The organism is Carnobacterium sp. GW821-FHT04C06 (genome assembly GCF_059420345.1).
On record NZ_JBWKTN010000006.1, the window covers coordinates 96,257 to 120,586 of the forward strand.

General features: G+C 35.7%; 23 protein-coding genes and 1 other annotated feature. Of the genes, 17 read left to right on the forward strand and 6 right to left on the reverse strand.

The annotated features are described in order from the left end of the window. Positions 1-165: 165 nt before the first annotated feature. The 5 genes from AC07SW_RS11650 to AC07SW_RS11670 all read left to right on the forward strand — a co-directional run bounded on the left by AC07SW_RS11650 (position 166) and on the right by AC07SW_RS11670 (position 6,102). Positions 166-2,442, forward strand: coding sequence for a glycoside hydrolase family 65 protein (locus AC07SW_RS11650; RefSeq protein ID WP_494632933.1), 2,277 nt, complete (start codon positions 166-168; stop codon positions 2,440-2,442). A 47-nt stretch (positions 2,443-2,489) separates the two neighbouring features. Next, positions 2,490-3,161 (forward strand): beta-phosphoglucomutase, encoded by a 672-nt coding sequence (pgmB, locus tag AC07SW_RS11655; RefSeq protein ID WP_135022842.1) that lies wholly within the window; start codon positions 2,490-2,492, stop codon positions 3,159-3,161. Beyond that, positions 3,151-4,173, forward strand: coding sequence for an aldose epimerase family protein (locus AC07SW_RS11660; RefSeq protein WP_034573049.1), 1,023 nt, complete (start codon positions 3,151-3,153; stop codon positions 4,171-4,173). Before pgmB ends, AC07SW_RS11660 begins: the two co-directional genes overlap by 11 nt. Before the next feature lie 18 nt (positions 4,174-4,191). After that, on the forward strand, positions 4,192-5,217 hold the full coding sequence (locus AC07SW_RS11665; protein ID WP_034573053.1) for a LacI family DNA-binding transcriptional regulator: 1,026 nt from the start codon (positions 4,192-4,194) through the stop codon (positions 5,215-5,217). A gap of 126 nt (positions 5,218-5,343) precedes the next feature. Beyond that, positions 5,344-6,102, forward strand: a complete 759-nt coding sequence (locus AC07SW_RS11670; RefSeq protein WP_135022841.1) for a hypothetical protein — start codon at positions 5,344-5,346, stop codon at positions 6,100-6,102. Positions 6,103-6,123: 21 nt separating this feature from the next. Here the strand turns inward: AC07SW_RS11670 and AC07SW_RS11675 are convergent, their stop codons facing one another. Then, a complete protein-coding gene (locus tag AC07SW_RS11675) occupies positions 6,124-6,654 on the reverse strand; it encodes a ClbS/DfsB family four-helix bundle protein (protein ID WP_494632935.1) in 531 nt (176 codons plus the stop codon). A 114-nt stretch (positions 6,655-6,768) separates the two neighbouring features. Here AC07SW_RS11675 and AC07SW_RS11680 point away from each other — a divergent pair, with 114 nt between their 5' ends. The 3 genes from AC07SW_RS11680 to AC07SW_RS11690 all read left to right on the forward strand — a co-directional run bounded on the left by AC07SW_RS11680 (position 6,769) and on the right by AC07SW_RS11690 (position 8,607). Next, positions 6,769-7,275 carry a MepB family protein gene (locus tag AC07SW_RS11680; RefSeq protein WP_311779921.1) on the forward strand — a complete coding sequence of 169 codons (507 nt, stop codon included), beginning with the start codon at positions 6,769-6,771 and terminating at the stop codon, positions 7,273-7,275. Positions 7,276-7,526: 251 nt separating this feature from the next. Next, the gene (locus tag AC07SW_RS11685) at positions 7,527-8,297 is read left to right on the forward strand and encodes an AzlC family ABC transporter permease (RefSeq protein ID WP_494632936.1); all 771 of its coding nucleotides are present in this window, start codon (positions 7,527-7,529) and stop codon (positions 8,295-8,297) included. Beyond that, positions 8,290-8,607, forward strand: coding sequence for an AzlD domain-containing protein (locus AC07SW_RS11690; RefSeq protein ID WP_034573068.1), 318 nt, complete (start codon positions 8,290-8,292; stop codon positions 8,605-8,607). The genes AC07SW_RS11685 and AC07SW_RS11690 overlap by 8 nt, the downstream gene beginning before the upstream one ends. Positions 8,608-8,681: 74 nt before the next feature. On the opposite strand, the gene AC07SW_RS11695 is transcribed toward AC07SW_RS11690, so the two are convergent. Both AC07SW_RS11695 and tyrS read right to left on the reverse strand, forming a co-directional pair. Further along, positions 8,682-9,191: a GNAT family N-acetyltransferase gene (locus tag AC07SW_RS11695; RefSeq protein WP_311779920.1), complete on the reverse strand. Its 510-nt coding sequence runs from the start codon at positions 9,189-9,191 to the stop codon at positions 8,682-8,684. A 64-nt stretch (positions 9,192-9,255) separates the two neighbouring features. Next, entirely contained in the window at positions 9,256-10,515 is a 1,260-nt protein-coding gene (gene tyrS / locus AC07SW_RS11700; RefSeq protein ID WP_494632938.1) for a tyrosine--tRNA ligase, read from the reverse strand. 74 nt (positions 10,516-10,589) lie between these two features. Then, positions 10,590-10,810: a binding site (T-box leader), on the reverse strand. Positions 10,811-11,115: 305 nt separating this feature from the next. Here tyrS and AC07SW_RS11705 point away from each other — a divergent pair. From AC07SW_RS11705 to nhaC, 5 genes are all read left to right on the forward strand, one after another. Then, a complete protein-coding gene (locus AC07SW_RS11705) occupies positions 11,116-11,439 on the forward strand; it encodes a YerC/YecD family TrpR-related protein (RefSeq protein WP_034573077.1) in 324 nt (107 codons plus the stop codon). An 842-nt stretch (positions 11,440-12,281) separates the two neighbouring features. Next, on the forward strand, positions 12,282-13,691 hold the full coding sequence (gene tyrP / locus AC07SW_RS11710; RefSeq protein ID WP_034573079.1) for a tyrosine-tyramine antiporter: 1,410 nt from the start codon (positions 12,282-12,284) through the stop codon (positions 13,689-13,691). Between the two features lie 83 nt (positions 13,692-13,774). Continuing rightward, the gene (gene tdc, locus AC07SW_RS11715) at positions 13,775-15,637 is read left to right on the forward strand and encodes a tyrosine decarboxylase (RefSeq protein ID WP_034573082.1); all 1,863 of its coding nucleotides are present in this window, start codon (positions 13,775-13,777) and stop codon (positions 15,635-15,637) included. Between the two features lie 200 nt (positions 15,638-15,837). After that, positions 15,838-16,644, forward strand: coding sequence for a bifunctional hydroxymethylpyrimidine kinase/phosphomethylpyrimidine kinase (thiD, locus tag AC07SW_RS11720; RefSeq protein WP_034573084.1), 807 nt, complete (start codon positions 15,838-15,840; stop codon positions 16,642-16,644). A gap of 41 nt (positions 16,645-16,685) precedes the next feature. Continuing rightward, positions 16,686-18,047: a Na+/H+ antiporter NhaC gene (gene nhaC / locus AC07SW_RS11725; protein WP_494632940.1), complete on the forward strand. Its 1,362-nt coding sequence runs from the start codon at positions 16,686-16,688 to the stop codon at positions 18,045-18,047. 23 nt (positions 18,048-18,070) lie between these two features. On the opposite strand, the gene AC07SW_RS11730 is transcribed toward nhaC, so the two are convergent. Further along, positions 18,071-19,135 (reverse strand): bifunctional transcriptional activator/DNA repair enzyme AdaA, encoded by a 1,065-nt coding sequence (locus tag AC07SW_RS11730; RefSeq protein WP_119907269.1) that lies wholly within the window; start codon positions 19,133-19,135, stop codon positions 18,071-18,073. A gap of 231 nt (positions 19,136-19,366) precedes the next feature. On the opposite strand from AC07SW_RS11730, the gene AC07SW_RS11735 reads away from it, so the two are divergent. Further along, positions 19,367-19,777, forward strand: a complete 411-nt coding sequence (locus AC07SW_RS11735) for a DUF4809 family protein (protein WP_135018017.1) — start codon at positions 19,367-19,369, stop codon at positions 19,775-19,777. Positions 19,778-19,836: 59 nt separating this feature from the next. Here the strand turns inward: AC07SW_RS11735 and AC07SW_RS11740 are convergent, their stop codons facing one another. Both AC07SW_RS11740 and AC07SW_RS11745 read right to left on the reverse strand, forming a co-directional pair. Continuing rightward, positions 19,837-20,217 (reverse strand): RidA family protein, encoded by a 381-nt coding sequence (locus AC07SW_RS11740; protein WP_135018016.1) that lies wholly within the window; start codon positions 20,215-20,217, stop codon positions 19,837-19,839. Positions 20,218-20,352: 135 nt separating this feature from the next. Continuing rightward, positions 20,353-21,039 carry a DsbA family oxidoreductase gene (locus AC07SW_RS11745; RefSeq protein ID WP_119907266.1) on the reverse strand — a complete coding sequence of 229 codons (687 nt, stop codon included), beginning with the start codon at positions 21,037-21,039 and terminating at the stop codon, positions 20,353-20,355. Positions 21,040-21,217: 178 nt separating this feature from the next. On the opposite strand from AC07SW_RS11745, the gene AC07SW_RS11750 reads away from it, so the two are divergent. Genes AC07SW_RS11750 through AC07SW_RS11760 form a run of 3 tightly spaced genes read left to right on the forward strand, consistent with a single transcriptional unit; the run spans position 21,218 to position 24,255 of the window. Beyond that, complete coding sequence (locus AC07SW_RS11750; protein WP_034573093.1) at positions 21,218-21,622, forward strand: DUF2177 family protein; 405 nt, start codon at positions 21,218-21,220, stop codon at positions 21,620-21,622. Between the two features lie 35 nt (positions 21,623-21,657). Further along, positions 21,658-23,475, forward strand: a complete 1,818-nt coding sequence (locus AC07SW_RS11755; protein ID WP_463685245.1) for a DAK2 domain-containing protein — start codon at positions 21,658-21,660, stop codon at positions 23,473-23,475. Beyond that, positions 23,476-24,255, forward strand: coding sequence for a DUF1295 domain-containing protein (locus AC07SW_RS11760; RefSeq protein WP_034573096.1), 780 nt, complete (start codon positions 23,476-23,478; stop codon positions 24,253-24,255). Positions 24,256-24,330: the final 75 nt, after the last annotated feature.

Sequence of the window (24,330 nt, forward strand, 5' to 3'; positions counted from 1 at the left end):
GGTTGCTTTGATTATAAACTGAACTGTTAGCAAATTGCAAGAGATAAATTTGTTGTCTGATGAATAAATAAAATAAAAGGAATTGACAAACGCAACCGGTTGCGTTTATGATAAGGGTGTTGTAAGACCAAAAAAGATAAATACAAAGATAATGGAGGAATCGACATGACAATTGAACGTTTATTTGATATTGATGCTTGGAAGGTAAAAACAAATACACTAGATAAAGAAAATCGCCGGTTACAAGAAAGTTTGACAAGTTTAGGAAACGGATACATGGGGATGCGAGGTAACTTTGAAGAAAGTTATTCAGGAGATCATCATGAAGGGAATTACATTGCAGGCGTTTGGTATCCAGATAAAACACGTGTAGGTTGGTGGAAAAATGGCTACCCAGAGTATTTTGGGAAAGTAATTAATTCAATTAACATTATTGCAATGGATATTTTGATTGACGGCAATGCAATTGATTTGTTTACCGATCAAATAGAAGACTTTTTATTAGAATTAGATATGGAAAAAGGTGTGTTACGCCGAAGTTTTATCGTGAGTAAAAATGGAAAACGTATTAAATTTGAATTTCAACGTTTTTTAAGTTTAGCAGTTAAAGAGTTATGTAGCATTCAAGTTATCGTAACCAATTTAGGTGAACCAGCCAAGATTGAGATTCAGTCACAATTAAATGGGGATGTCCGAAATCAAGATAGCAACTACGATGAAATGTTTTGGTTACCTGTTGAAGCAGCTTCGAATCGTTTAGTAGTAGAAACAAAGCCAAATGATTTTGGAATTGAGCAATTTACCGTTGCTGCTACAATGAGCAATACGGTTGAAGGTTTAGTAAAAACGACTGAAAAAATTGAAGAATTAATGGTTTCTGAATGTTTTTCGGTAAAATTAGAAACGAATCAAAAAGCTAGTTTGACAAAGAACATTATTGTCACTACATCAAGAGACTACGATAAAGAGGCTGTTTTAAAAGCAGGGGAAGCGTTAATGGAAGAGAGTATCGTCCCTCACTCATTTGAAGAGCTAAAAACAGCGCATGAAAAAATCTGGGGAGATAGATGGAAGTTAAGTGACGTTGAAATTGGCGGCGATGATGCACAGCAACAGGGGATTCGTTTTAACTTATTCCAACTGTTTTCTACCTATTATGGTGAAGATATGCGTTTAAATATTGGACCTAAAGGCTTTACTGGTGAAAAATATGGCGGTGCTACTTACTGGGATACTGAAGCGTATGCTGTACCGTTGTATTTAGCATTAGCAGACCCATCCGTTAGTAAAAATCTCTTGAAATACCGCCATGAACAGTTAACTGGTGCGTACCATAATGCAAAACAACAAGGCTTAGCAGGTGCGTTGTATCCAATGGTTACTTTTACAGGAATCGAGTGCCACAATGAATGGGAAATTACATTCGAAGAAATTCATCGTAACGGTGCGATTGCTTATGCCATTTATAACTATACTAATTACACAGGAGACCATAGCTATGTAGCAAATGAAGGCATGGATGTTTTAGTTGGAATCAGTCGTTTTTGGGCAGATCGCGTTCATTTTTCAGCAACTAAAAAACAGTATATGATCCACGGCGTGACGGGGCCAAATGAATATGAAAACAACATCAATAACAATTGGTATACAAATAAGTTAGCCACTTGGACGTTAGCTTACACACTAGAAAAATTACAAACTGCAGATAAAGAGGCAGTAAATCGTACGAATGTAACAGAAGAAGAAAAACAAAAATGGCAAGATATCATTGAGAGAATGTACTATCCTTATGATGCAGAAAGAGATGTTTTCGTTCAACACGATACGTTTTTAGATAAGGAATTAATGCCAGTTAGTCAATTAGCAAAAACAGATTTGCCAATCAATCAAAATTGGTCGTGGGATAAAATTTTACGTTCATGCTTTATTAAACAAGCAGATGTTTTACAAGGAATTTATTTCTTTAATAACCAATTTACTAAAGCTGAAAAGCAACGGAATTTTGATTTTTACGAGCCAATGACGGTTCATGAGTCAAGCTTGTCTCCATCTGTGCATGCTATTTTAGCAGCAGAATTAGAAATGTCTGAAAAGGCAGTTGAACTATACGCGCGAACTGCACGCCTAGATTTAGATAACTACAATAATGATACGGAAGATGGTCTACACATTACCTCGATGACAGGAAGCTGGTTAACGATTGTTGAAGGCTTTGCAGGAATGCGAACATTTGCAGACACGCTTTCCTTTAAACCGTTTGTACCAGCAGATTGGGACTACTATCGTTTCCATATCAATTATCGTGGTCGTTTAATCTTTATTGAAGTGAACCAAACTGAAACCAGTTTGACATTACTATCCGGCGAGCCGTTGACATTAAACTTATACGATGAAGTGGTTGAATTAGCGACTAAATTAACAGTTCCAACTTATCAAGTCTAAAAGCATTTTACTTGTGGAAAATAAATGATAGAATAGGATGAACTAGTATGAAAGCAGTATTATTTGATTTAGATGGTGTCATTACAGATACCGCCCATTATCATTACAAAGCATGGCGCTGGTTAGGGAAAGAAATTGGCGTGGTGGTAGATGAAGCTTTTAATGAAGAGTTAAAAGGAATTAGCCGCTCAGAATCTCTTGAAAAAATTCTTGAAAAAGGGAATTTGACAACTAAATATACTCAAACCGAAAAAATTGAATTGGCTACCCAAAAAAATGATGTCTACCAAAAAATGATTGAAGAAATGACGCCAAATGATCTTTTACCAGGCATTCAAGAGTTATTGCTTGATTTAAAAGAAAAGCAGTTAAAAATAGGTTTAGCTTCAGCAAGTCAAAATGGTCCGTTTATCTTAGCTAAATTAAATATTGCCGATTTATTTGATACAATCGTTGATCCAACAACTTTAAAAGCAGGGAAGCCTGCACCAGATATCTTTATTCAAGGTGCAAAACAGCTAGCGATTGCTCCGGTTGATTGTGTAGGAGTGGAAGATGCTATTGCGGGAGTATCGGCGATTTGTGCAGCAAATATGGCGGCAGTTGGTGTAGGAGATGCAGTGCAATTAAAAGAAGCAACGAAGGTTGTTCCTACAACGGATTTATTGACGTATCCTTTATTAGAAAAAACATGGCAGGACTACCGGAATGAAGGTTAATACAGAAACCATTTTGCTTCATCCAAAAGGTAAAATTGAATCGTATACGCTTGATAATGAAGCTGGTTTTTCTGTAACGCTGTTGAACTACGGTGGTCGTCTAACGGCCATCAATGTTCCAGACCGAGATGGATTCAGTGAAAATGTTGTGTTGAATTTAGAAAATATTGACGGTTATCTAGCGGATCAAGCTTATTTTGGTGCACTTGTTGGCCCGGTTGCTGGGCGCATCCGAAATGGGAAATGGAAGGCACACCAGCTTACACAAAATCAATTTCCACATCATATCCATGGAGGAGGAGCAGGTTTTCACCAACAAATTTGGCATAGTGTTCCTTTTGTAACAGAGGAAGAATGTGGTATTCAGTTAAGCTTGGTTTTACCTGACGGAACAGATGGTTATCCAGGAGAGTTGCAATTACGTGCTACGTATACGATTACGAAAAATCAAGAACTGAAGCTAGAAATGGTAGGAAGTAGCAATCAAGAAACGTTATTTAATCCAACCAATCATGCGTACTTCAATTTAAGTGGAAATGGAAAAGAAAAAATTTCAACGCATATTTTGCAAATAGCTAGTGATCAAGTAGCTGAGTTGGATCATGAAAAAATTCCTACAGGACGTCTTATGGATGTTGAAGGTACTAATTTTGATTTTCAATCGCCAAAGCTGTTAGCTAGGCAATTTTTTAAACAGCCACAGGGCTATGACGATGCGTTTAAACTAAAACATAAAGAGGGGCAACCTCAGCTTTACTTGGCGGACCCAAAGAGCAAACGGAAAATGGAAATCACCACCAGTGAAGAAAGTGTTGTAGTATTTACAACAACAAATATGGACGAGAATTACGTTGTTTGCAATCAAAAGATGTCTAGTCACTTAGGGATTGCGATTGAACCACAAGGATTACCCGATGCTGTTCATCATTCAAATTTCCAATCGATTCTATTACAGCCAGGTATTCCTAAAAAACATCAGACGATTTATCAATTTGGTTTGATAGACGAATAATAAAAAGGAGTTAAAAAAATGGCAGTTACAATCAAAGACGTTGCAAAAAAAGCTGGCGTTGCTACATCTACTGTTTCCAGAACGATTCAAGACCACAGTAGTATTAGCGAAAAAACAAAAATAAAAGTTCGTCAGGCGATGGCGGATTTGGGGTATGTGCCAAATTTTTCAGCTCAAAGTTTAGCTAGTAAGACGACTAAAACGATTGGAGTAATTATGCCAGTTTCAGACGGTGTTGCATTTCAAAATCCATTCTTTTTAGAAGTAATTCGTGAAATTAGCAAAGTGTGTAACGAAAAACACTACATGGTGTCTCTTGCTTCAGGAAAAGATACTGGTGAATTATTAGAGAGTATTAAAATGATGGCACGTCGTGGAACGGTTGATGGTTTTATTGTTTTGTATTCTACTTGGGAAGATCAAATTATTGAATATTTACATGAAGCGAATTTGATTTATGCAATGGTTGGTCGCCCGTATCTCTTTGAAAATGAAACATTGTATGTAGATAACGATAATAGATTGTCTGGAAAAGACGCGACAAATTACTTGCTTCAAAAGGGACACACTCAAATTGGGTATGTGGGGGATGATTTGGATCAAGTAGTTACGATTGAACGGATGGCGGGTTTTCGAGATGCGTTGCAAGAAGCTGGAATCGCTATTAATCCACAACAATCTATTTTAATGACAGATTCTGACAATGCAACTGTTACACAGCCATTAGAAAAGTTATTTGAACATCAAAAAACGGCACCGACGGCTTTAGTAGTTAGCGATGATATGCTTGCGGTAACAGTGATGCAACGGTTATTAATGTTAGGCTACCAAGTTCCGATGGATGTTTCAATTATTAGTTTCAATAACTCGATTTTTGCCAAAATGGCCTATCCTAAATTAACTTCGATTGATATTAATGTTCCGCAACTTGGTCAACAAGTCGCACTGAAATTGATTGATAAAATTGAAGAAAAAGAAGCACCGTTTGTAAAAATGATTATTCCTCATGAAATTATTGAACGGGAAACAGTAGCTTCGAAATAACACTTTTTTAATAAGAGTGTTTTTTTTTGGAATTATAGATAATTATTGTTATTGATGTTTATAAAAATATATGCCAAACTATTAAAAGGGCAATTATGCCTAATGAAAAAAGGGGGATTTTAGTCGATGAAACAATGTGAAAAATGTCAAACCGAATTAACTGAAGAGCAGGATGTTTGTCCAAATTGTGGTGAAGACAAAGAGAGGACAGATTTGTTACAAGAAGAGGTCGTTTCAGAAAAAGAAGCAGATGAGCCCGATACAGGAAATGTTGATTCAGCAGTTATTAAAGAACATGCTCATCATTACTGGTCGTATTTACGTCAAACCTTGAAAACACCATTAAAAAAAGACAATGCAGGTCAATGGTGGTATGGTCTGGTTTCAGTTGGATTGATTTCATTATTTACAGCATTTTGTATGGCACGATTAGTTTCAGCTTCTCCATACAGTGGGCTTTTTTCTGATAGTAACATGATGGGAACACTAGGAATGTTCTTTAAAATTTTTATTGCAACAGGCATTCAATTAGCGTTACTAGCAGGTGTATCCTATGGGTTTAATCATTTAGTGATGAAAAATGAGATGGAGTGGAAATCATTTTCATTGTATTTCTTTAATTTATTGAATGGTTCAATTATTGTAACAGCAATCATGGCTATTTTAAGTATTATTGGTTACTCCGTTTTAGATATCATTACGTACTTAGCGATCTTTAATTTAATGCTTTATTTTGTTGCATTTTTAGTAACGATTGTTTTCAATGAAAATAAAAGTCGCTTGGATACCTTTTACCTAGCCTTAGCTAGTGGTGCAGTAGCAGGTGCGGTTCTGTTATTCTTTGTTCGAATTATTTTTGCTAGTTTATTAGGATCATTCTTTTAAAAAAAGAAAAACATTAGACAATTAGTTGTCTAATGTTTTTTCAATTAAAACGCTTTTTTTCCACTTGCGAATTTTTGTTCTAAAGTTTGTAAAAGGAGCTACTGTGTTAATATGAATCCATTTCCAAACAGGCCACATCGCTTTAGTAGTTGCCCAAGAACGCTGATTAGGTAAGAATAGTTCATCATCAGAAAAGGATTCTATAAGTGTGTAAAGTTCGTTTAATGAATATTGTAATAATTTTCTTTGCATAGTCAAGGGCAGGTTCCCATATTTATCATAAAAAGATTGATAAAGTCCGCCTAAATTATTCCATTTATAATCAGGAGTTGGAGTGGTTACGTGGAGACCTTTTTGCTCTGCTGTTTCCCAGCTAAGAAGGAGCTGAATCCAACCAATTTGATAAGATAAATTTTCGGAAGGGGTGCGGTCAACTTCTTCAATTCGGGTGTTTTTTAAAGTTTCGGGAATAGCGTCGAATTCGGAATCGTATTTTACGTGTTTTTTTTTGATTTCATCGAGTAAGTCTTGTTTTGTTTCATAGTTTTTCATTGTGTACCTCCTATATAGAATGGTTATAGGTTTATTGTAAACCTTCCCATTGTGTAAGAGTCAACTCTTATTTTATCAAAAAATGTTATAATAGATCAAAAAGGAAGTGTGGAATTGGATTACTTTAAAGAGTGTATGTTGCAAATCGATTCGATTTTCTATCGTCCGAATCAATTTGTGGTGAAAAACTTAGCTGAAGAAGTGCAGAATAGGGAGTATGCTGGTGGCGTTTTCCAATTAAATCAACTATCGATTCGTTTTCGAGTTGCTAAAATCACTCCAACAAAAATTGGACAGTTTGTTGCATTTTGGGAGAAAGATCTTTTAAATAAAAATCAAGCTTTTCATGAAAAAGAAAGTCCAGATTTGTTAGTAGTGACAACTTTTCTTGGAGAGAGAATAGGTCAATTTGTCTTTCCTAAAGGTGTTTTGATAGAGCAACATATTTTACGGACAGATTCACAAAAAGGGAAAATGGCCATGCGGGTTTATCCAAGTTGGGATTCTCCAACTAGCAAACAAGCCCAAGTAACACAAAAATGGCAGCTAGACTATTTTGTTGAATTTACAGACAATCGGGACAGCTTTAAAGCACGTCTTGAAGCGTTATATGGAAGGTAACTAAAGTCTGTAGATGCAGTTGGAATCGTTTTTTCATTGTTTTTAATCTAAGAAATACATGAGTTTAGTATGAGTCTTTATTAACCAAATAATTGAAAAGCCTAATTAAATAGCTTTTTTTTTATTTTGGTTGTGGATGAATTCTTATTCAAAAGAGCTTATTGGTCTATCAGAAAAAAGGAGCATCATTTTTTATTTTTTTATGTTATAATTGACACATTGTTTACCTACGTAAAATGGAGGATTGTCTCATGTCAAAGAAGAATCAAGCAGTCTGGCAAGAAACGTTAAAAGTTGCGATGCCACTTTGCTTAAGTTATATTCCTGTTGGTCTTGCTTGTGGCGTATTGTTACAAAAAGTTGGATTTAATGGGTTGTATACCGCACTTATCTCGTTTTTAGTCTTTTCTGGTGGTGCTCAATTTCTGGCCGCAGCTATGTTAGTAGATTCAGCTCCAATTCTCTCGATTATCATGATGACGCTATTTTTAGAATTGCGCTACATATTGCTTAGTTCTAGTTTATCGACATTTATCAAAAAAGAAAAGCGTGGCTTTATAGCTTTGTTTACTAAAAGTATTAATGATGAAAATTATGCAGTTAATTATTTGAAGTTTTCCACTGATTCAAGTTGGAATGCCCATAAGGCTCTGATGGTCAATCGTTATTCGTTAGCATCTTGGTTAGTGAGTACTGTTGCAGGTACAATGTTAGGGTCAGTGCTTCCATTAGATGTTCATATTGTTGATTTTGCTTTAACTGCGATGTTTATTTATATGTTTACGATGCAGTTGCAAAATAAATTAATTATTTTTGTAGGTCTTTTTTCAGGATTATTGTCAATTATGACGATGTTGATTTTAAAAAGTACGATTGGTTTGATTTTAGCCACAATTATTGCTTCTTTTACTGGTTATATGATTGAAAAGCAATTAAAGAAACGGAATCTTGCTGGTAAACTAAAGTTTAAAGAAAAAACACGACAACCGTTAGAGACGGAGGCAACGACACCACATGAATAGTCAATTTATCTTATTGATCTTAGGAATGGCATTTGTTTCGTATTTGCCAAGAGTGATTCCGATGATGTATTTTTCTAAGCGTGATATTCCTGAATGGTTTCATGAATGGATGAAATATGTTCCAGCTGCGTTGTTTGCGGCCTTGTTCTTTAAAGATGTTTTTATTGTAGATGGCGATTTTTCGTTATTTAGTAATTTGAAAATTATTGCGGCAGTAATCGTGATGGCAGTTGCTTATAAAACAAAGTCGATGGGACTTTCAGTTATTGGTGGTTTAGCAGCGATATTATTGCTGACGTATGCATTTTAAAATAATAAAAACCTGATACATTTCAGCCATAAAAAGGTTGAAATGCATCAGGTTTTTTTGATAGTTGAGTGCTTCTATGAGATACGATATTCCATCACGTAATCATCCATTACATAGCCGCCACCAATATCTGCAACTTGTTCTTTAATCGTTGTAAAGCCCATTTTTTGATAGGCTGCAATTGACTTGTCGTTGTATTTGTTGACTGTTAATTGGATGGCAGGTAAGTTGCTTGATTTTGCTTCTTTGAGAATGTGTTGGAAAACAAAAGAGCCGATGCCGTGTTGTCTAAAATCAGCTAATACATAAAGTTTGCTTAGAAATAAGTGGTCTGATTTGATTTCAAATCCTGCGTAACCAGCCCATTCTTTTGTACCGTCGGCTTTTATAACTTGGATTAAATAGTAGGTCATCCCACTTTGGATGTCTTGGAACATTTTATCAGCCGATTGTAAGTGGGTCAGCATATAAGAAACTTGATCCGCGCCGATAATTGGAATGTAGTGTTCTTGCCAAATTTTAGTAGCTAATTGGTTTAAGAGTAAGGCGTCTTCTTTTGAAGTTGCTGAAATTAAATGGATCATCATCTGAGCTCCTTTTTATGAGGTAATTAAAAAGGGATAAAACCGAATTTATCCCTTTTTAAAATTAAACTAGTTTAACTAATGAGTAATTTTTCTTGCCTTTACGAATTAAGATGAAACGTTCGTCAAATGAGTTGCTTGGAGAAGCGACAGCATCCACACTTTCAACTTTCTCCCCATTCATTGAAATTGCGCCGTTGTTAATATCTTCACGGGCTTGGCGTTTTGAAGGCTCGATTCCAAGATCAACTAACCAGTCCACAATATTTTTTTCTTCTTTAGTTGCTTCGAAAGTTGGCATATTTTTAAAGCCTTCTTCGATTTCATCCGCATTTAGATTTTTAACGTCACCTGAGAATAAAGCAGCTGTAATTTTTTCTGCTTCTGCTAATGCGTCAGCACCATGAACAAAGTTGGTCATTTCTTTAGCTAACGTTTTTTGAGCTTCACGTTTATGTGGTTCTGTTGCCACTTTGTTTGCAAGGTCATCAATTTCTTCTTTTGTTAAGAAAGTGAAGAATTTCAAGTATCTCACAACGTCACGATCATCTTGGTTTAACCAGAATTGGAAAAACTCAAATGGTGTTGTTTTCTTAGGATCTAACCAAATTGCGCCACCAGCAGTTTTACCAAATTTAGTACCATCCGCTTTTAACATCAAAGGAATTGTCAAACCGAAGGCTTTCGCTTCAGCGCCTTCTTTTTTACGAATCAAATCTAAACCAGCAGTGATATTGCCCCATTGATCCGCGCCACCAATTTGTAATTGAACATCATGGTGCTTGAATAGGTGAAGGTAATCCATTGATTGAAGAATTTGGTAGGTGAACTCAGTGAATGAGATTCCAGTTTCTAAACGACTTGAAACGATATCTTTAGCTAACATTGTGTTGATGTTAAAGTTTTTACCGTAGTCACGTAAGAAATCAAGTAATGTCAAATCATGTGTCCAGTCAAAGTTGTTCACCATTGTCACGTCGTCATTTCCACCAAAGTCGAATAGGCTTTGCATTTGTGCCGTTAAGGCGTCTACGTTTGCTTGAACTTGTTCCATTGTTTGCAGTTGGCGTTCGGATGTACGACCACTTGGATCGCCAATTGTACCAGTTGCCCCTCCAATTAAAATGTAAGGGTGATGTCCAGCCAATTGGAATCGTTTCATCATCATAAATGGAATTAAATGTCCAATATGCATACTATCTCCAGTTGGATCTACTCCACAGTACAATGAAATATTTTTCGTCTCTACAAGTTCTCTTAAGCCCTCAGCGTCAGTTTGTTGGTTGATGGCATCGCGCCATTGTAATTCATCAATAATGTTCATGTGTTCTTCACTCCTTCAAATTAGTTAGAAATATAAAAAAGTCCCTACCAAACCGAAACATAAAGTTTCAGTTTAATAGGGACGAATTAACCGTGTTACCACCCAAATTACATAAACAACTCAAAAGCAAAGTTGTAAATGTCACTCATTTACTAGATAACGTTCGTAAAACGCTTGAGATTAGTCAAGAAACTCCAGAGTGTACTTCGCAAAAGTTATTTGTACTAGATTTCACCGACCTCTAGCTCTCTACAAACAGGGATAACATGCTACTGCGCTCTTTCAAAGTAAGTTATTTATGAGATTGACCAAAGTATAGTCCAAGAAAAAAACTTTGTCAACAAGCAAATTATTAAATAGTAAAAATATGAGCATGAAAGTGAAGTGAAAACAGATTAAAATAAGCTTATTCTTTTTTTTAAATAGTTTTTTATTTTTACTTAGTAAAAGTGATTTTTGCTAAAGTTGATTTCAATAAAGAATTTCATTTTATTTTCCTTAACATAACTTCATGACTTTTAGTGAATAATTTGATATAATCAGCCAAGAGCATACTATTAAAAAAGGAATCAAGATAAGTTTGTGAAAGGAGTTTTGATTTTGCAGATAGATAAAATACGCGATCAAATGCTAGATGAATTTTTTGATGGTATTTTAGCATTGGAATCAAAAGAAGAATGTTTTGCTTTTTTTGATGACTTACTAACATTGAATGAGATTAAAACGATGGTGCAACGTTATCAAGTTGCGAAAATGCTATATGAAAAGAAAACATATAGTGTCATTGAAAAAGAGACTCACGCAAGTACAGCAACAATTGCTCGAGTGAAGCGTTCCCTTTTTGACGGGAACAATTCTTATGATATGTTGTTTAAACGAATTGAATTGGAAAAGAATGATCAAACAAATAATGATGAAGAATAAGAGCAAGGCTTTAACTAGTTTCAGAACTTAGTTAGGGCTTTTTTTGTTGGAGGCAGATTGTTCTAAAAAAACAAAGTGTTATTTTAACTAAAAATACTAAAAAAATGATGAGAATTAAAATGAGTAAAAAGAGATTTTTTCTCATTTTTAACTTCTTTTTTTTTCATGTTGAAATGAACAAAAGTGATGATGGTAGCATGTGTTAATTTTTAATCGAAAAAAATAGAAAGAAAGTTTGTGTATAAAATTCGATAATGTCGAATTCGTGTCTTTTTTAATCGTAATCGCAAATGTGGGGATTTTCTTAATTAGGGACTTGAAAAGTCTTTAATGAAGCTTCTTTTTGTGAAAAAATTATATTTAAGTTGTTTTTTTGTTTTTATTCGAATTGATAAATTTATGTATAATTAGATAAAAATGCATAAAAATAAATAGCTGAAAATACTTTTGCACGCTGTTTCTTTAATGCGTTAACGAGTTGAAGCTTTAACGAAAACCCTTAACAAAGAAGTTGGTAAAAGTCTAATTTTCTTTTAATATAAAGGGTTTTTAGCTTGTTGACAAACTTCTTTTTGAGGACTAAACTAACGCATGTATTAACAAGTTAGCAATTGTTTATCGATTTTATTTGGAATTTGAAAATCAAATTTAAAATGTATAAATTACTATATAAAGTTATCGAAACATTAGTATATTTGTTTTTTTGAATTGTGAAATAAATCGAAAACAACATTTAATAGAAGTTTTTTGACTTAAGGTACTAATTGAATTTTTATTGGCGCTATCAATTAGTCAATTACCTCAGAAAACTCCTAAACTAAAAAAGGAGTGGTAAAGCTATTATGGGAAAATCTAAAAAATTATCATTATTTGGTTTAATTGGAATTACAATGGCCTTCTTTGGAACGGTTCGTAGTGTTCCAACGTTAGCTTCAACAGGATGGTCGCAAATCTTCTATATGTTATTAGCAGCCTGTGTCTTCGCATTACCAATTGCGTTAATGTCAGCTGAGTTATCAACGGGTTGGCCAGAAGAAGGAGGACCTCAAGTTTGGGTGCGTAACGCACTTGGCGAAAAATGGGGTTTTGTTACTTCTTGGTTATTATGGGTGCAAATGTTCTTTGGAATGGTAATGGTTGCTTCAACAGTTGGAGTATTACTAGGTTATGTTATTAACCGTCCAGAACTTGGTACAAACAATATTTTCATCTTCGTGATGATTTTAATTTCTTATTGGGGAATTACGTTATTGAACTTGAAATTTGACATGGTTAAAATCGCAGGTGACTGGGGTGCAATTATCGGTGTTTATATCCCATTCTTAGCACTAGTGATTCTAGGCGTGCTATATATGGCAAAACACGGAATTAATGCAGATAGCTATTTAGGTCATTTTGAAGCTGGTAAACTATTACCTGATTTCAGTGATTTAGGAAGCTTACCAACATTAACAGGAATTATCTTTATCTTTGCAGGGGTTGAAATTTCTTCTGTTCATGCAAATAATATCGACAATCCAAAACGCAACTATCCAATCGCAGTAATCGCATCTGTTCTATTATTAGTTGTTTTCAACTTAGTAGCAGGTTTAAGTGTGGCAGATAGCGTACCAGCAGGAAAAATGGAATTAGCAAATATTACACAACCATTTGTAATTATGACGCAAGACTTAGGGATTCCATCAATTTTCAATAACATTATTTCACTAATGATTTTAGTTGGGGTATTGGTTCAATTAAGTGCATGGGTCTTAGGACCAAGTAAATCAATGATTAAAGTGGCAGATGAAGGAAATCTTCCTCCATTCTTCCAAAAACGTAATGCTAAAGGAATTCCAATTACATTTGTCATGATCCAAGCAATCGTTATCTCTCTTGTATCTTTCTTATATGTAGTAATTCCAGATATTAGTGCAGCGTTCTTAATTATTACGATTACAACAACGATTCTTTATTGCATCGTTTATCTATTGATTGCCATTTCAGCAATTAAATTACGTTACAAAATGCCAGAAGTAGAACGTCCATTTAGATTAGGAAGTAAAGGCAATGGCTTAATGTGGTTTGTTGCAGGACTTTCAATCTTAAGTGTTATCGTAACAATTCTAGTAAGTTTGATTCCACCATCTTCAATTTCTGAAAGTGGTCATATCGGTTATATTATCTATCAAGTAGCAGCAACGGTGATTATGGTAGTGATTGCGTTACTAATCTTCAAATTTAAAAAACCAGAATGGAAAAAACAAGATTAATCAATAAAAAATAACAAGCATCTGACATCCTATACAAATGTCCTTGCTTTCACTCAAAAACAACTTTACAGGAGGAACACATCATGAAAAACACATTTAATACAGATGATACTAATTTAAAAGCTTTATTCCTTGGCGACAAAGGCGAAAACGTTGATTTATTCAAAGAAATTTTAAACAAAATGATCGACGAACACGTTGGTTGGAGACAAAACTACATGCCTCAAGATTTACCAGTAATTACTCCACAAGACAGAAGTTCAAAAGAATTCCAAGCAACAGCAGATAACATGAGAAGCGTATTTAACGTATTGTCTTCACGTTTACGTACTGAATCACTTCCATGGCACTCAGCAGGTCGTTTCTGGGGTCATATGAACTCTGAAACATTAATGCCAGCCATTATTGCTTATACAACTGCAATGCTTTGGAACGGAAACAACGTGGCTTACGAATCATCTCCAGCAACTTCTCAAATGGAAGAAGAAGTCGGAATGGAATTTGCAACATTGATGGGTTATAAAAATGGTTGGGGACACATCGCAGCTGATGGTTCAATCGCTAACTTAGAAGGCTTATGGTATGCACGTAATATGAAATCATTGCCATTTGCTATCCAAGAAGTAGCACCAGAAATGGTTGCAGGTAAATCTGAATGGGAATTATTAAATATGTCTACTGAAGAAGTTCTAAACATTTTAGACCAACTTCAAGATCAATTTGACGAAATTAAAGCACGTTCAGCGCGTAGTGGTAAAAACTTAGAAAAATTAGGTAAATGGATTGTGCCACAAACAAAACATTATTCATGGTTAAAAGCTGCTGATATTATCGGTATTGGTTTAGACCAAGTGATCGCTGGTGAAGTAAACAGTGAATACCGTATGGATATTGATAAATTGGAAGCACAAATTCGTGATTTAGCTGCACAAGGTATTCCAACTCTTGGGGTAGTAGGTGTTGTTGGTTCAACTGAAGAAGGTCAAATCGACCGTATCGACCAAATTATTGCATTACGCGATAAATTAGCTGCAGAAGGTATTTACTTCTATGTACACGTTGATGCTGCATACGGTGGTTATGGACGTTCAATCTTCTTAGATGAAAACGATGAATTTATTGAATGGGATCAAATCGAAGCTGTTTACGCTAAAAACGGTATCTTCATGGAAAAAAATGATTGGTTAACAAGAGAAGTTTATGAATCATTCAAAGCAATCAGCTTAGCAGAATCTGTTACAATCGACCCTCATAAAATGGGTTATATCCCTTACTCTGCAGGTGGTGTTGTAATTAAAGATATCCGCATGCGTGACGTTATTTCTTACTTTGCAACGTATGTATTTGAAAAAGGTGCGGATATTCCAGCCTTATTAGGTGCATATATTCTTGAAGGTTCAAAAGCCGGCGCAACTGCAGCTGCTGTATGGACTGCACACAAAGTATTGCCATTAAACGTAACTGGTTACGGTAAATTAATGGGTGCAAGCATTGAAGGAGCTTATCACTTCTATCACTTTATCGACGGCAAAGAATTCAAAGTTGGCGACAAAACAATTGAATTGCATGCATTAACAAAACCAGATTTCAACATGGTAGATTATGTATTCAACGAAAAAGGCAACACTGACTTAGTGAAAATGAACAAATTAAACCATGATTTCTATGATTATGCTTCATATGCAAAAGGTGGTTTATACAACAATGAATTTATCACTTCACATACTGACTTTGCGATTGAAGAATATGGACACAGCCCATTTGAATTTGTAAATGGTTTAGGTTTCTCACGTAAAGAATGGGAACGTGCTGACAAAGTAACCATCTTACGTGCTTCTGCAATGTCACCATATATGAATGATAAAGAAGTATTTGACGAATATGCAGCTAAAATTGAAGCAGCAATTCAAAGTAAATTAGAAGCAATCTATGCTGAAGAAAACTAATTGAACGAAAATGTAAGTCTTAGCTGACTTGAAATCGGTATTCAACTAATTCCGAGTTGGCTTGGATTTTCTGAATAGAACTACTGTCTGCGCAAGGAAAATAGCGAAGGCTGGTTTACAGTAATGTATAGTGGAGCGCATTCTGCTATACATTTCTTTGTATAACAAGCAACTAAATTTGGTGGAAAGATGGGGATTAGATGGAAATTCAAAGAGTATTGACAGTTGCAGGTTCTGACACAAGTGGCGGAGCAGGCTTACAAGCGGACTTAAAAACATTTGAAGAATATGGCACTTACGGTATTAGTGTGGTCACATCGATTGTGACAATGGACCCAGCGAATTTTTGGCATCATGACGTTTTTCCAATAGCAGAATCAATCATTGAAAAAGAATTGGCAACGGCATTAGCGTGTGGGCCATTTAAAGCAATGAAAACAGGTATGCTTGGGACAGTTGAAACCATTGAACAGGTGAGTCAAATGTTAGAAACAGGTGCTATTGAACAAATCGTGATTGATCCAGTGATGGTTTGTAAAGGTGAAGCAGAGGTTTTACAGCCTGAAAATGTTAGCAGTATGCGTCAATTATTGATTCCCAAAGCAACCATTACAACGCCAAATTTATTTGAAGCCAGTCAATTAGCAGAAATGAAACCACTTGAAACAGTGGAAGATATGAAAGTAGCCGCCGCTAAAATTATTGCTTTAGGAGCCAAAAATGTTGTCATTAAGGGCGGAAAAGGGTTAACTAGTCAAGAAGCGATTGATTTGTTTTATGATGGGGAAGAATTTATGCTACTAAAATCACCTAAAATTGAAGGAAATCACAATCATGGTGCAGGCTGTACCTTTGCAGCTGCTGTAACTGCTGGTTTAGCCAATGGTTTATCGGCAAAAGAGGCTGTGATAAAAGCAAAAGACTTTGTTTATTGTGGCATTGAAGAAGGATTTGCCTTAAACCAATTTATTGGTCCAGTTTGGCACGGAGCGTACTCAAGACGTTAATTTATTAGGTGAATGAAAAGAGAAGAAAGGAAGCGCAAAAGATGAAGAAGGATGTAACGATTAAAGAAGCAATGTTTCTTTTAGTTGTTTTATTAGCAATGATTGGAACTTGTATTATTGGCTTTAAACTGCCAGCTCATGTGGCGATTTTATTTGCCTTAGCATTGGTCATTTTATTTGCTGCAGTGAAAGAAGTATCTTGGAAGACAATTCATGAGGGCATTCAGGAAGGGATTACGCCAGGTTTGGTTCCGATTATTATTTTCATTTTGATTGGTGCGTTAATCAGTGTTTGGATTGCTGCAGGAACGATTCCCACGATTATGGTGTATGGATTTAGCGTCTTGTCTGTTAAATTCTTTTTGCCAACAGTTTTTATTATTTGTGGAGTTGTTGGTGCAACGGTAGGAAGTTCCTTTACGACGATTTCAACAGTGGGAATTGCCTTTTTTGGAATGGGACAAATCATGGGATTTAATCCAGCTATTACAACTGGAGCAATTGTTTCCGGAGCTTTTCTAGGGAACAGTATTTCTCCTTTATCGGATACAGCAAATCTTTCAGCAGCAATTGCTGAAGTTGATCTATTTGAGCATATTAAAAATGAGTTGTGGACGGTTTTTCCAGCCTTCGTTCTTTCTCTTATTGCGTTTATTTCTCTTGGTTTTCATCCAGTAAAAGGTGCAGCTGGTGATGATTTACAAGTTATTACAGATACGCTGCATCAGTTTTATACGATTTCTCCAATTACGTTATTTCCTGTTTTAATTTTATTTATTGCCGCATGGCGTAAAGTGCCTGCGATTCCTACTCTTTTAACGAGTATTGTATTGTCAATTGTGGTGCGTTACATTTATCATCCATCTACTACAATTGCTTCTGTTGGTTCTTGGATTCAAGATGGGTTTGTATCGAAAACAGGGGTTGAAAATGTCGATACGCTATTGACTCGTGGTGGGATGCAAAGCATGATGTGGTCGGTTTCATTGATTATTTTAGCCCTGTCGCTTGGTGGACTGTTAGTGAAATTGCGTATTATAGAAACGATTTTGCAACAGGTAGAGGATTTGATGAAGACAAAAGGGCGTTTGATTTTAATGACGGCTTTAAGTTCAATTGGGGTCAATTTATTGATTGGCGAACAATATCTCTCTATTATTTTGCCAGGTAAGGCTTATAAAGAGAACTATCGTAAAATTGATTTACCTGATAAGTATCTATCTAGAACCTTGTCAGATGCGGGAGCGACCTTCAACCCACTAATTCCATGGGGCGTGAGTGGTGTATTTATTGCAGGGACGCTTGGAATTGGGACCTTGCAATACTTGCCATTTGCTTTCTTTTGTTATTTGACACCGTTGTTTACCGTTTTAGTTGGGTTTATGAAGAAATCTGAAAAGTAAGAAAAAGCGACTGGGAATTTTTCCTAGTTGCTTTTTCTGTTGTAGTGTTTTATTTCATGTTTTAATAACCATTCCTTACGATCTACACCTCCGCCATAGCCTCCTAAGGCGCCATTTGTATTGATGACGCGGTGACAAGGGACAATTAAAGAAAGCTGATTTGTACCATTTGCACGGGCAACGGCACGGTAGCCTTTTGGATTGTTTATTTTTTCGGCAAGTTCTTTATAGGAAAGAGTCGTGCCAGCTGGTATTTTTTGAAGTTCGTCCCAAACACTTTTTTGAAAATCAGATCCTAGGTAGTGGATGGGAGTCGTAAATTGGGTTAGTGTGCCATTGAAATAGTTGGTTAAATCAGAGGAAATCTGTTGGATAATGGAATTGGCTCCTGGAATAATAGCAGCGTGTGCTCGTTTTCGTAATTTTTCAATTTCAGTTTCCAAGCCCCTACGGTCAACAAATTCCAACAAATAAAGCGCATTTTCATCAGCGATTGCTAGCATCGATCCAAGAGGTGTTTCAATCCAATGAGCAGTGAGCAATTTAATATCAGCAGATTTGGTTGGAACGGTGCCCATTGTTCGTGTGAAGGCGTCTCGAAAGCCATTGCTTGATTCGTAACCAGTATTAAGTTGTGCGTCGATAAAGGAGGTTCCTTTACGAATGTGTTCAAAAGCAAACCCTAACCTTCTTGAACGAGCATATTCAATAAAGGTCATACCAAATTGCTTTTTAAATTGTCTGCGAGCAGTGTTTGCACTGATGGAAAGCGCATCGAAATCTCTATCTGTCCATTTTCGTTCTGGATTTTCTTCAATTGCGCGGACCAATTTTTTTACTTCAGGGGATAAGTGACTTGGATTTGAAAGAGGCAAGCATCTTTTGCAAGGGCGATAAGAAGCTAAGGTTGCCTCTTTGGCAGTTTCGAAAAATTCACAGTTTTCTTTCTTAGGTTTTCGCGCGGGACAAGTAGGGCGACAAAAAATGCCAGTTGTTTTGATTCCAGCGTAAAAGACACCTTCGAAAGTTGAATTTTTTTCAAGGAGCATTTGGTAATAGAGGTCGATTTTTGCTTGATTTGTTATCATCTGGAGCCCTTCCTTTCATTGAATAGTATAAACCGATTTTAGCATGTTCCATGTGGCGATGTACCCAAAAAATTAACATGGATATTTGATTGTTCGCTACATTTGGATTAAAAGAACGAATATAAAACGTGATTGTGATAAGAATGCTAAATGATGAATAATTAAAGTGTTCTTGTCACTAAAAAGTAGTATAATTTAACTAATATAAGTCATTGTAAGTGGAGGTAAAAAATGAAAGAGATTGTTCTTAGCAAGTCTGTTGATTTAACTGAAGGTGGATGCAATGCTTGTGGGATTGTGAAAAGTGTTTGCTATACGTTATTGGTAAATGGCAGAGAAATAGCATTAGATGGCCTGTCAGTCAATACTGTTGTAATGACGATTGTCTTAACGGAGGGGTGGAAACAGAGTTTTGAAGTTCAGATGATGGATGAATTCACCTTATTTACTAAAGGCGTGCAACAAGTAAAATTAATTGAAGCGTACGATCAATTCATTTACGAAGGACATAAAACAATCGAATGTTCGAATAAAATCAATGAAGTCAATCAATTATTTAACCAAGTGGAAGAAATTTTAAGGGAGCTATTTGAATTAGACAACTATGTATTTAAAATCTCTGATGAAATGGAATCGAAATGAAAAACGATCTATTCTTAACTAATGATGTTTAGTTGGGAATAGATCGTTTTTTGTTTCAATTAATTGATGATAGCAATTGCTTCTATTTCAACTAAAACCCCAAGAGGTAAATCTTTTACTGCTACGCAAGAGCGAGCGGGTTTGTGTTCGCCAAAGGAGACCTCATAAACTTGATTGAATTCAGCAAAGTCTGACATATTTGCTAAGAAGCAAGTTGTTTTGATAACGTGTTGTAAATCACTGTTGCCTTCATTTAAAACAGCAGCTAGGTTTTTCATGACTTGTTCAGTTTGCTGGGAAATTGTAGCTGCGACAACTTTTCCAGTGGTAGGATCAACTGGGATTTGGCCAGATGTGTAGAGTGTGTCGCCGACAGCAATCGCTTGAGAATAAGGTCCAATCGCTGCTGGTGCTGAATCGGTATGGATTTTTTTTAACATGGAAATGCCTCCTTCTTTTTGTAAAGGTTTTCTTTTAATTTAAACAAGTATTTAAAAGAATAGCAATAGAAAAAAATAAAAAACCATCCGATAATGAGTCAGATGGCGAAAAATATTCAGGAAACTGCTTTTTAGTTAAATTGTACAAGAATCTCCTTCACAATTAGCATCAGTAGAAGCGATGGGTGCTGAAGTTGCTGATTTTTCTTTAATTTGAGCCAAAACAGATTTAAAGGTTTCAATTGGTTGAGCACCACTTAAAGCGTATTGGTCATCAATTAAAAAGAAAGGAACACTTTGAATGCCCAATTCCATTGCTTTGGTTTCGTCGACCCGAACAGGCGCTGTATATTCTGTTGAATGGATGATTTCACGAGTTCTAGCTTCGTCCAATCCTACTTTTTTAGCGATAGCAACTAATGTTTCTTCGTCATTCAAAAAAGCGGCTTCCGTAAAGTAAGCATGCATACCTGCTTCAACAAATTCATTTCCAAGTCCTTGTTCTTTAGCAAATTGTGCTAAACGATGGATGGTGAAGCTGTTCGTTGACTGCATATGGTCAAAGTCATAATCTAACCCAACGTTTGCAGCCATTTGTTGAATGTGAGCGTTATTTGCTTTGGATTGATCGTAACTAATCCCGTATTTTGTGGCAATCAATTGGTGAATGTCTTCATCGTGATGGATAGCGGTGTTTGGATCAAGTTCAAAGCTGTGAAAAATAATTTCAACATCTTTTTCATCTCCAAGAGCTGCTTCTAAATGGCGTTTTCCGATATAACAAAATGGACATACAAAGTCTGACCAAATATCAATTTTCATAGTAGAGATACTCCTTTAATTAAAAGTTTATAACTTACAAATAGTAAGCTTTTATTCATCATACAACTAAAGCTTAAAACTGTCAATCGATTAAACTGCAATCAAAGTATTCGCTAATTAAAGTGTAGGTTTGTTATAATAAGTCATATTTTTAAGAGTAAAAAAGGAGGAGAGAACAATGGGTTATTATGCTAAAATTTATCTCACAACAGTTTTTGTTTTTTTGATTATTGATTTAATTTGGTTATTATTTATTGCTAAAAATGTTTACCAAAAGGAAATTGGTCATTTGATGGGTCAAACTAAAGTACTACCAGCAGCTATTTTTTATTTGTTATTTATTGCAGGATTGATTTTCTTTGTAATCAATCCGTCACTAGAAAAAGGTTCCTTACTCACAGCGCTCATCACAGGTGGTTTTTTCGGCTTAATTTGTTATGGAACATATGATTTAACCAATTTGGCGACGTTGAAAGATTGGTCGACACTAGTTACGATCCTTGATTTGATTTGGGGTACGGTTTTAAATAGTGCCACAGCTGGGGTTGTTTATTTGATAGCAAAACATTTTCAATGGCATTAGAATAATTAAGGCAGGGAGTAAAGATGGGGGAACTAATGGAATCTAATAGAGTAATTGATAAAGAACAACTAAGATTAGCTTTTCAGCAAGGAGCTATTTCTGTTATTAATAAAAAAAAGTCACTCAATGATATGAATGTATTTCCAGTAGCAGATGGGGATACCGGAAGCAATCTGGCTTCTTTAATGCAGGGGATTATTGAAGAAACTGGACAACAATTCCAGTCTATTAAGGAAGTTTTTGATGCTGTTGCAGAAGCTGCATTAGTGAGTGCTAGGGGAAATTCGGGTATTATTTTTGCCCAATATTTGAATGGATTTGCAAAACAAATTGAAAAAGAAGCGTTATTTTCTTCATTGAATTTTGTAGAAAGTGCAAAGGCGGCTGTTAAAGATGCGTATGCCGCGATTGAAAATCCAATGGAAGGCACGATGATTACGGTTATTCGAGCTTGGGCAGAATCACTTGATGCAAAAGAAGCGGACTTGAAAATAACATTAAGTAGAGGGTTAGACAACGCGCGATACGCATTAAAGGAAACTCCAAAGCAGTTAAAAATTTTACAAAAAAATAATGTTGTAGATGCTGGAGCAAAAGGTTTTGTTTTGTTTCTCGAAGGTTTTACGGAGATGATTTGTCGACAAGGAGAAACAGAATCAATCATTGATTCTGCTCTTATTCAAGAACAGTTGAGTGTAGATGTAAGTCAGTCGCATCACCAATTTGATAGCGTTCCACTAAATCGGTATTGCACTGAGGTTTTAATCGAAGGAGAAGATCTTGTACAGGAAGAAATAAAAGCGTTACTTCAAGATTTGGGAGATTCGATGGTAGTAGCAACGGGGTCTAAAAAAGCACGTATTCATATTCATTCCAATCAACCTGCAGAAGTGATGCGCCGTTTATGCAAGATGGGGCGTATTTTGCAGCAAAAAGCAGATGATATGCTGTTGCAATTTGAAGTGAATACCAATCAAAAATATCCAATTGCCCTTGTAACGGATTCAATTGCTGATTTACCAGCAGAGTTCGTTTTAAAAGAACAAATCCATGTGTTGCCTATGAACTTGATTATTAACGATGTTAATTATTTGGATAAACTCACTATTCAACCAACAGAATTTTATGAAATGAACCGCGTCGAAAATGGCACTGCAAGTTCCTCCCAACCGAGTCTTAAAGCGATTGAAAATCTTTTTTCTTATTTAGAAACAAGGTATCAAGAAATTATTGTTGTCACAGTTGCGAGTGCTCTGAGCGGAACTTATTCTTCAATCAAAGAAGGCGCAAAGAAGTTTCAGCAAAAAGGAACCAAGATAGCTATTATTGATTCTAAGCAAAATTCGGCTGCAGAAGGGTTATTGGTGATGGAGGCAGCGGAGTGGATTGCAAAAGGAGAATCCTTTGATACAATTGTTGCCAGGGTAGTTGATGCACGTGCTACTACTAAAATCTTAGTGAGTGTGAATCAATTGGATGCTATGATTCAATCGGGAAGGTTACCTGGTATTGTCGGGAAAATTGCTCAAAAAGTTCACTTAAAACCAATTGTCAGCTTGAATGAAGAAGGTGGCGGATCTGTGGAAGGTGTGACTTTTAGCACAAAGTCAAATGAAAAACGTTTATTGAAGGAAGTAAAAAAAATGCAACGACACCACTCAATTAAACGCTATGCGATCATTCACGCAAATGATGAAAAACGGGCAAAACGGTTTGCTAATCAAGTGAAAGCTGAACTAGGATTTGAACCTCACTATTTAATGGAGATTTCTACAGTAGTTGCAATGAGTGCAGGGGAAGAATGTATTGCTATCGCTTTGTCGATGGAAGATAGGGAAATGGAGGAGATTTAAATGGGAAATGCTTATGTGTTAAGTGGTGTTTTATTAGTTATTTATTTTACGATATTGTTTATTATTGCCCAGCTATTAAATAATAATTCAATTGTTGATTTGGCATGGGGACCGGGTTTTATTATTGTGGCGTTAGCATCTTATTTTTCAACTGGAACGCCAACCTTTGCTGGAATGTGGGTAACTCTGTTAGTCTTGATTTGGGGGATGCGATTGTTTTATCACCTAGCTCGTCGTAATATTGGGAAGCCGGAAGATTATCGTTATGTTAATATGCGCAAACGCTGGGGAAATCATTTTCCGCGATTAAAAGCGTATTTAAACGTTTTTGTTTTACAAGGTGTGTTGCTTTACATCGTTTCACTGCCTATTTTATTGATAAATACGACAAAAGTTGATTCTTTTTATTGGTGGAATACAGTGGGGATTGCGATTTGGGGAATTGGTTTCTTCTTTGAAGTTGTTGGGGATTGGCAATTAACAAAATTTAAACAGCATGCTGAAAATCATGGACAGTTATTGACAACTGGGCTATGGTCATTGACTCGTCATCCCAATTATTTTGGCGAAGCTCTTAGTTGGTGGGGGATTTATGTTATCACACTAACAACAGTAGCTAACTTGTGGGGAATTATTGGACCAATTATCATTACCTTGTTGTTATTATATGTATCTGGTGTTCCACTATTAGAAAAAAAATACAAAGATCGTCCTGATTTTATCGAATATGCTAAAAAAACAGCAAAATTCTTTCCAGTTATTGGACGAAAAGGATTATAAAAAAAGTAGGTTTTCTTAAAGAATTATGAAAATTGTCTTTGATCAAATTTAGGCAGAACGCTCATTGAATATGTT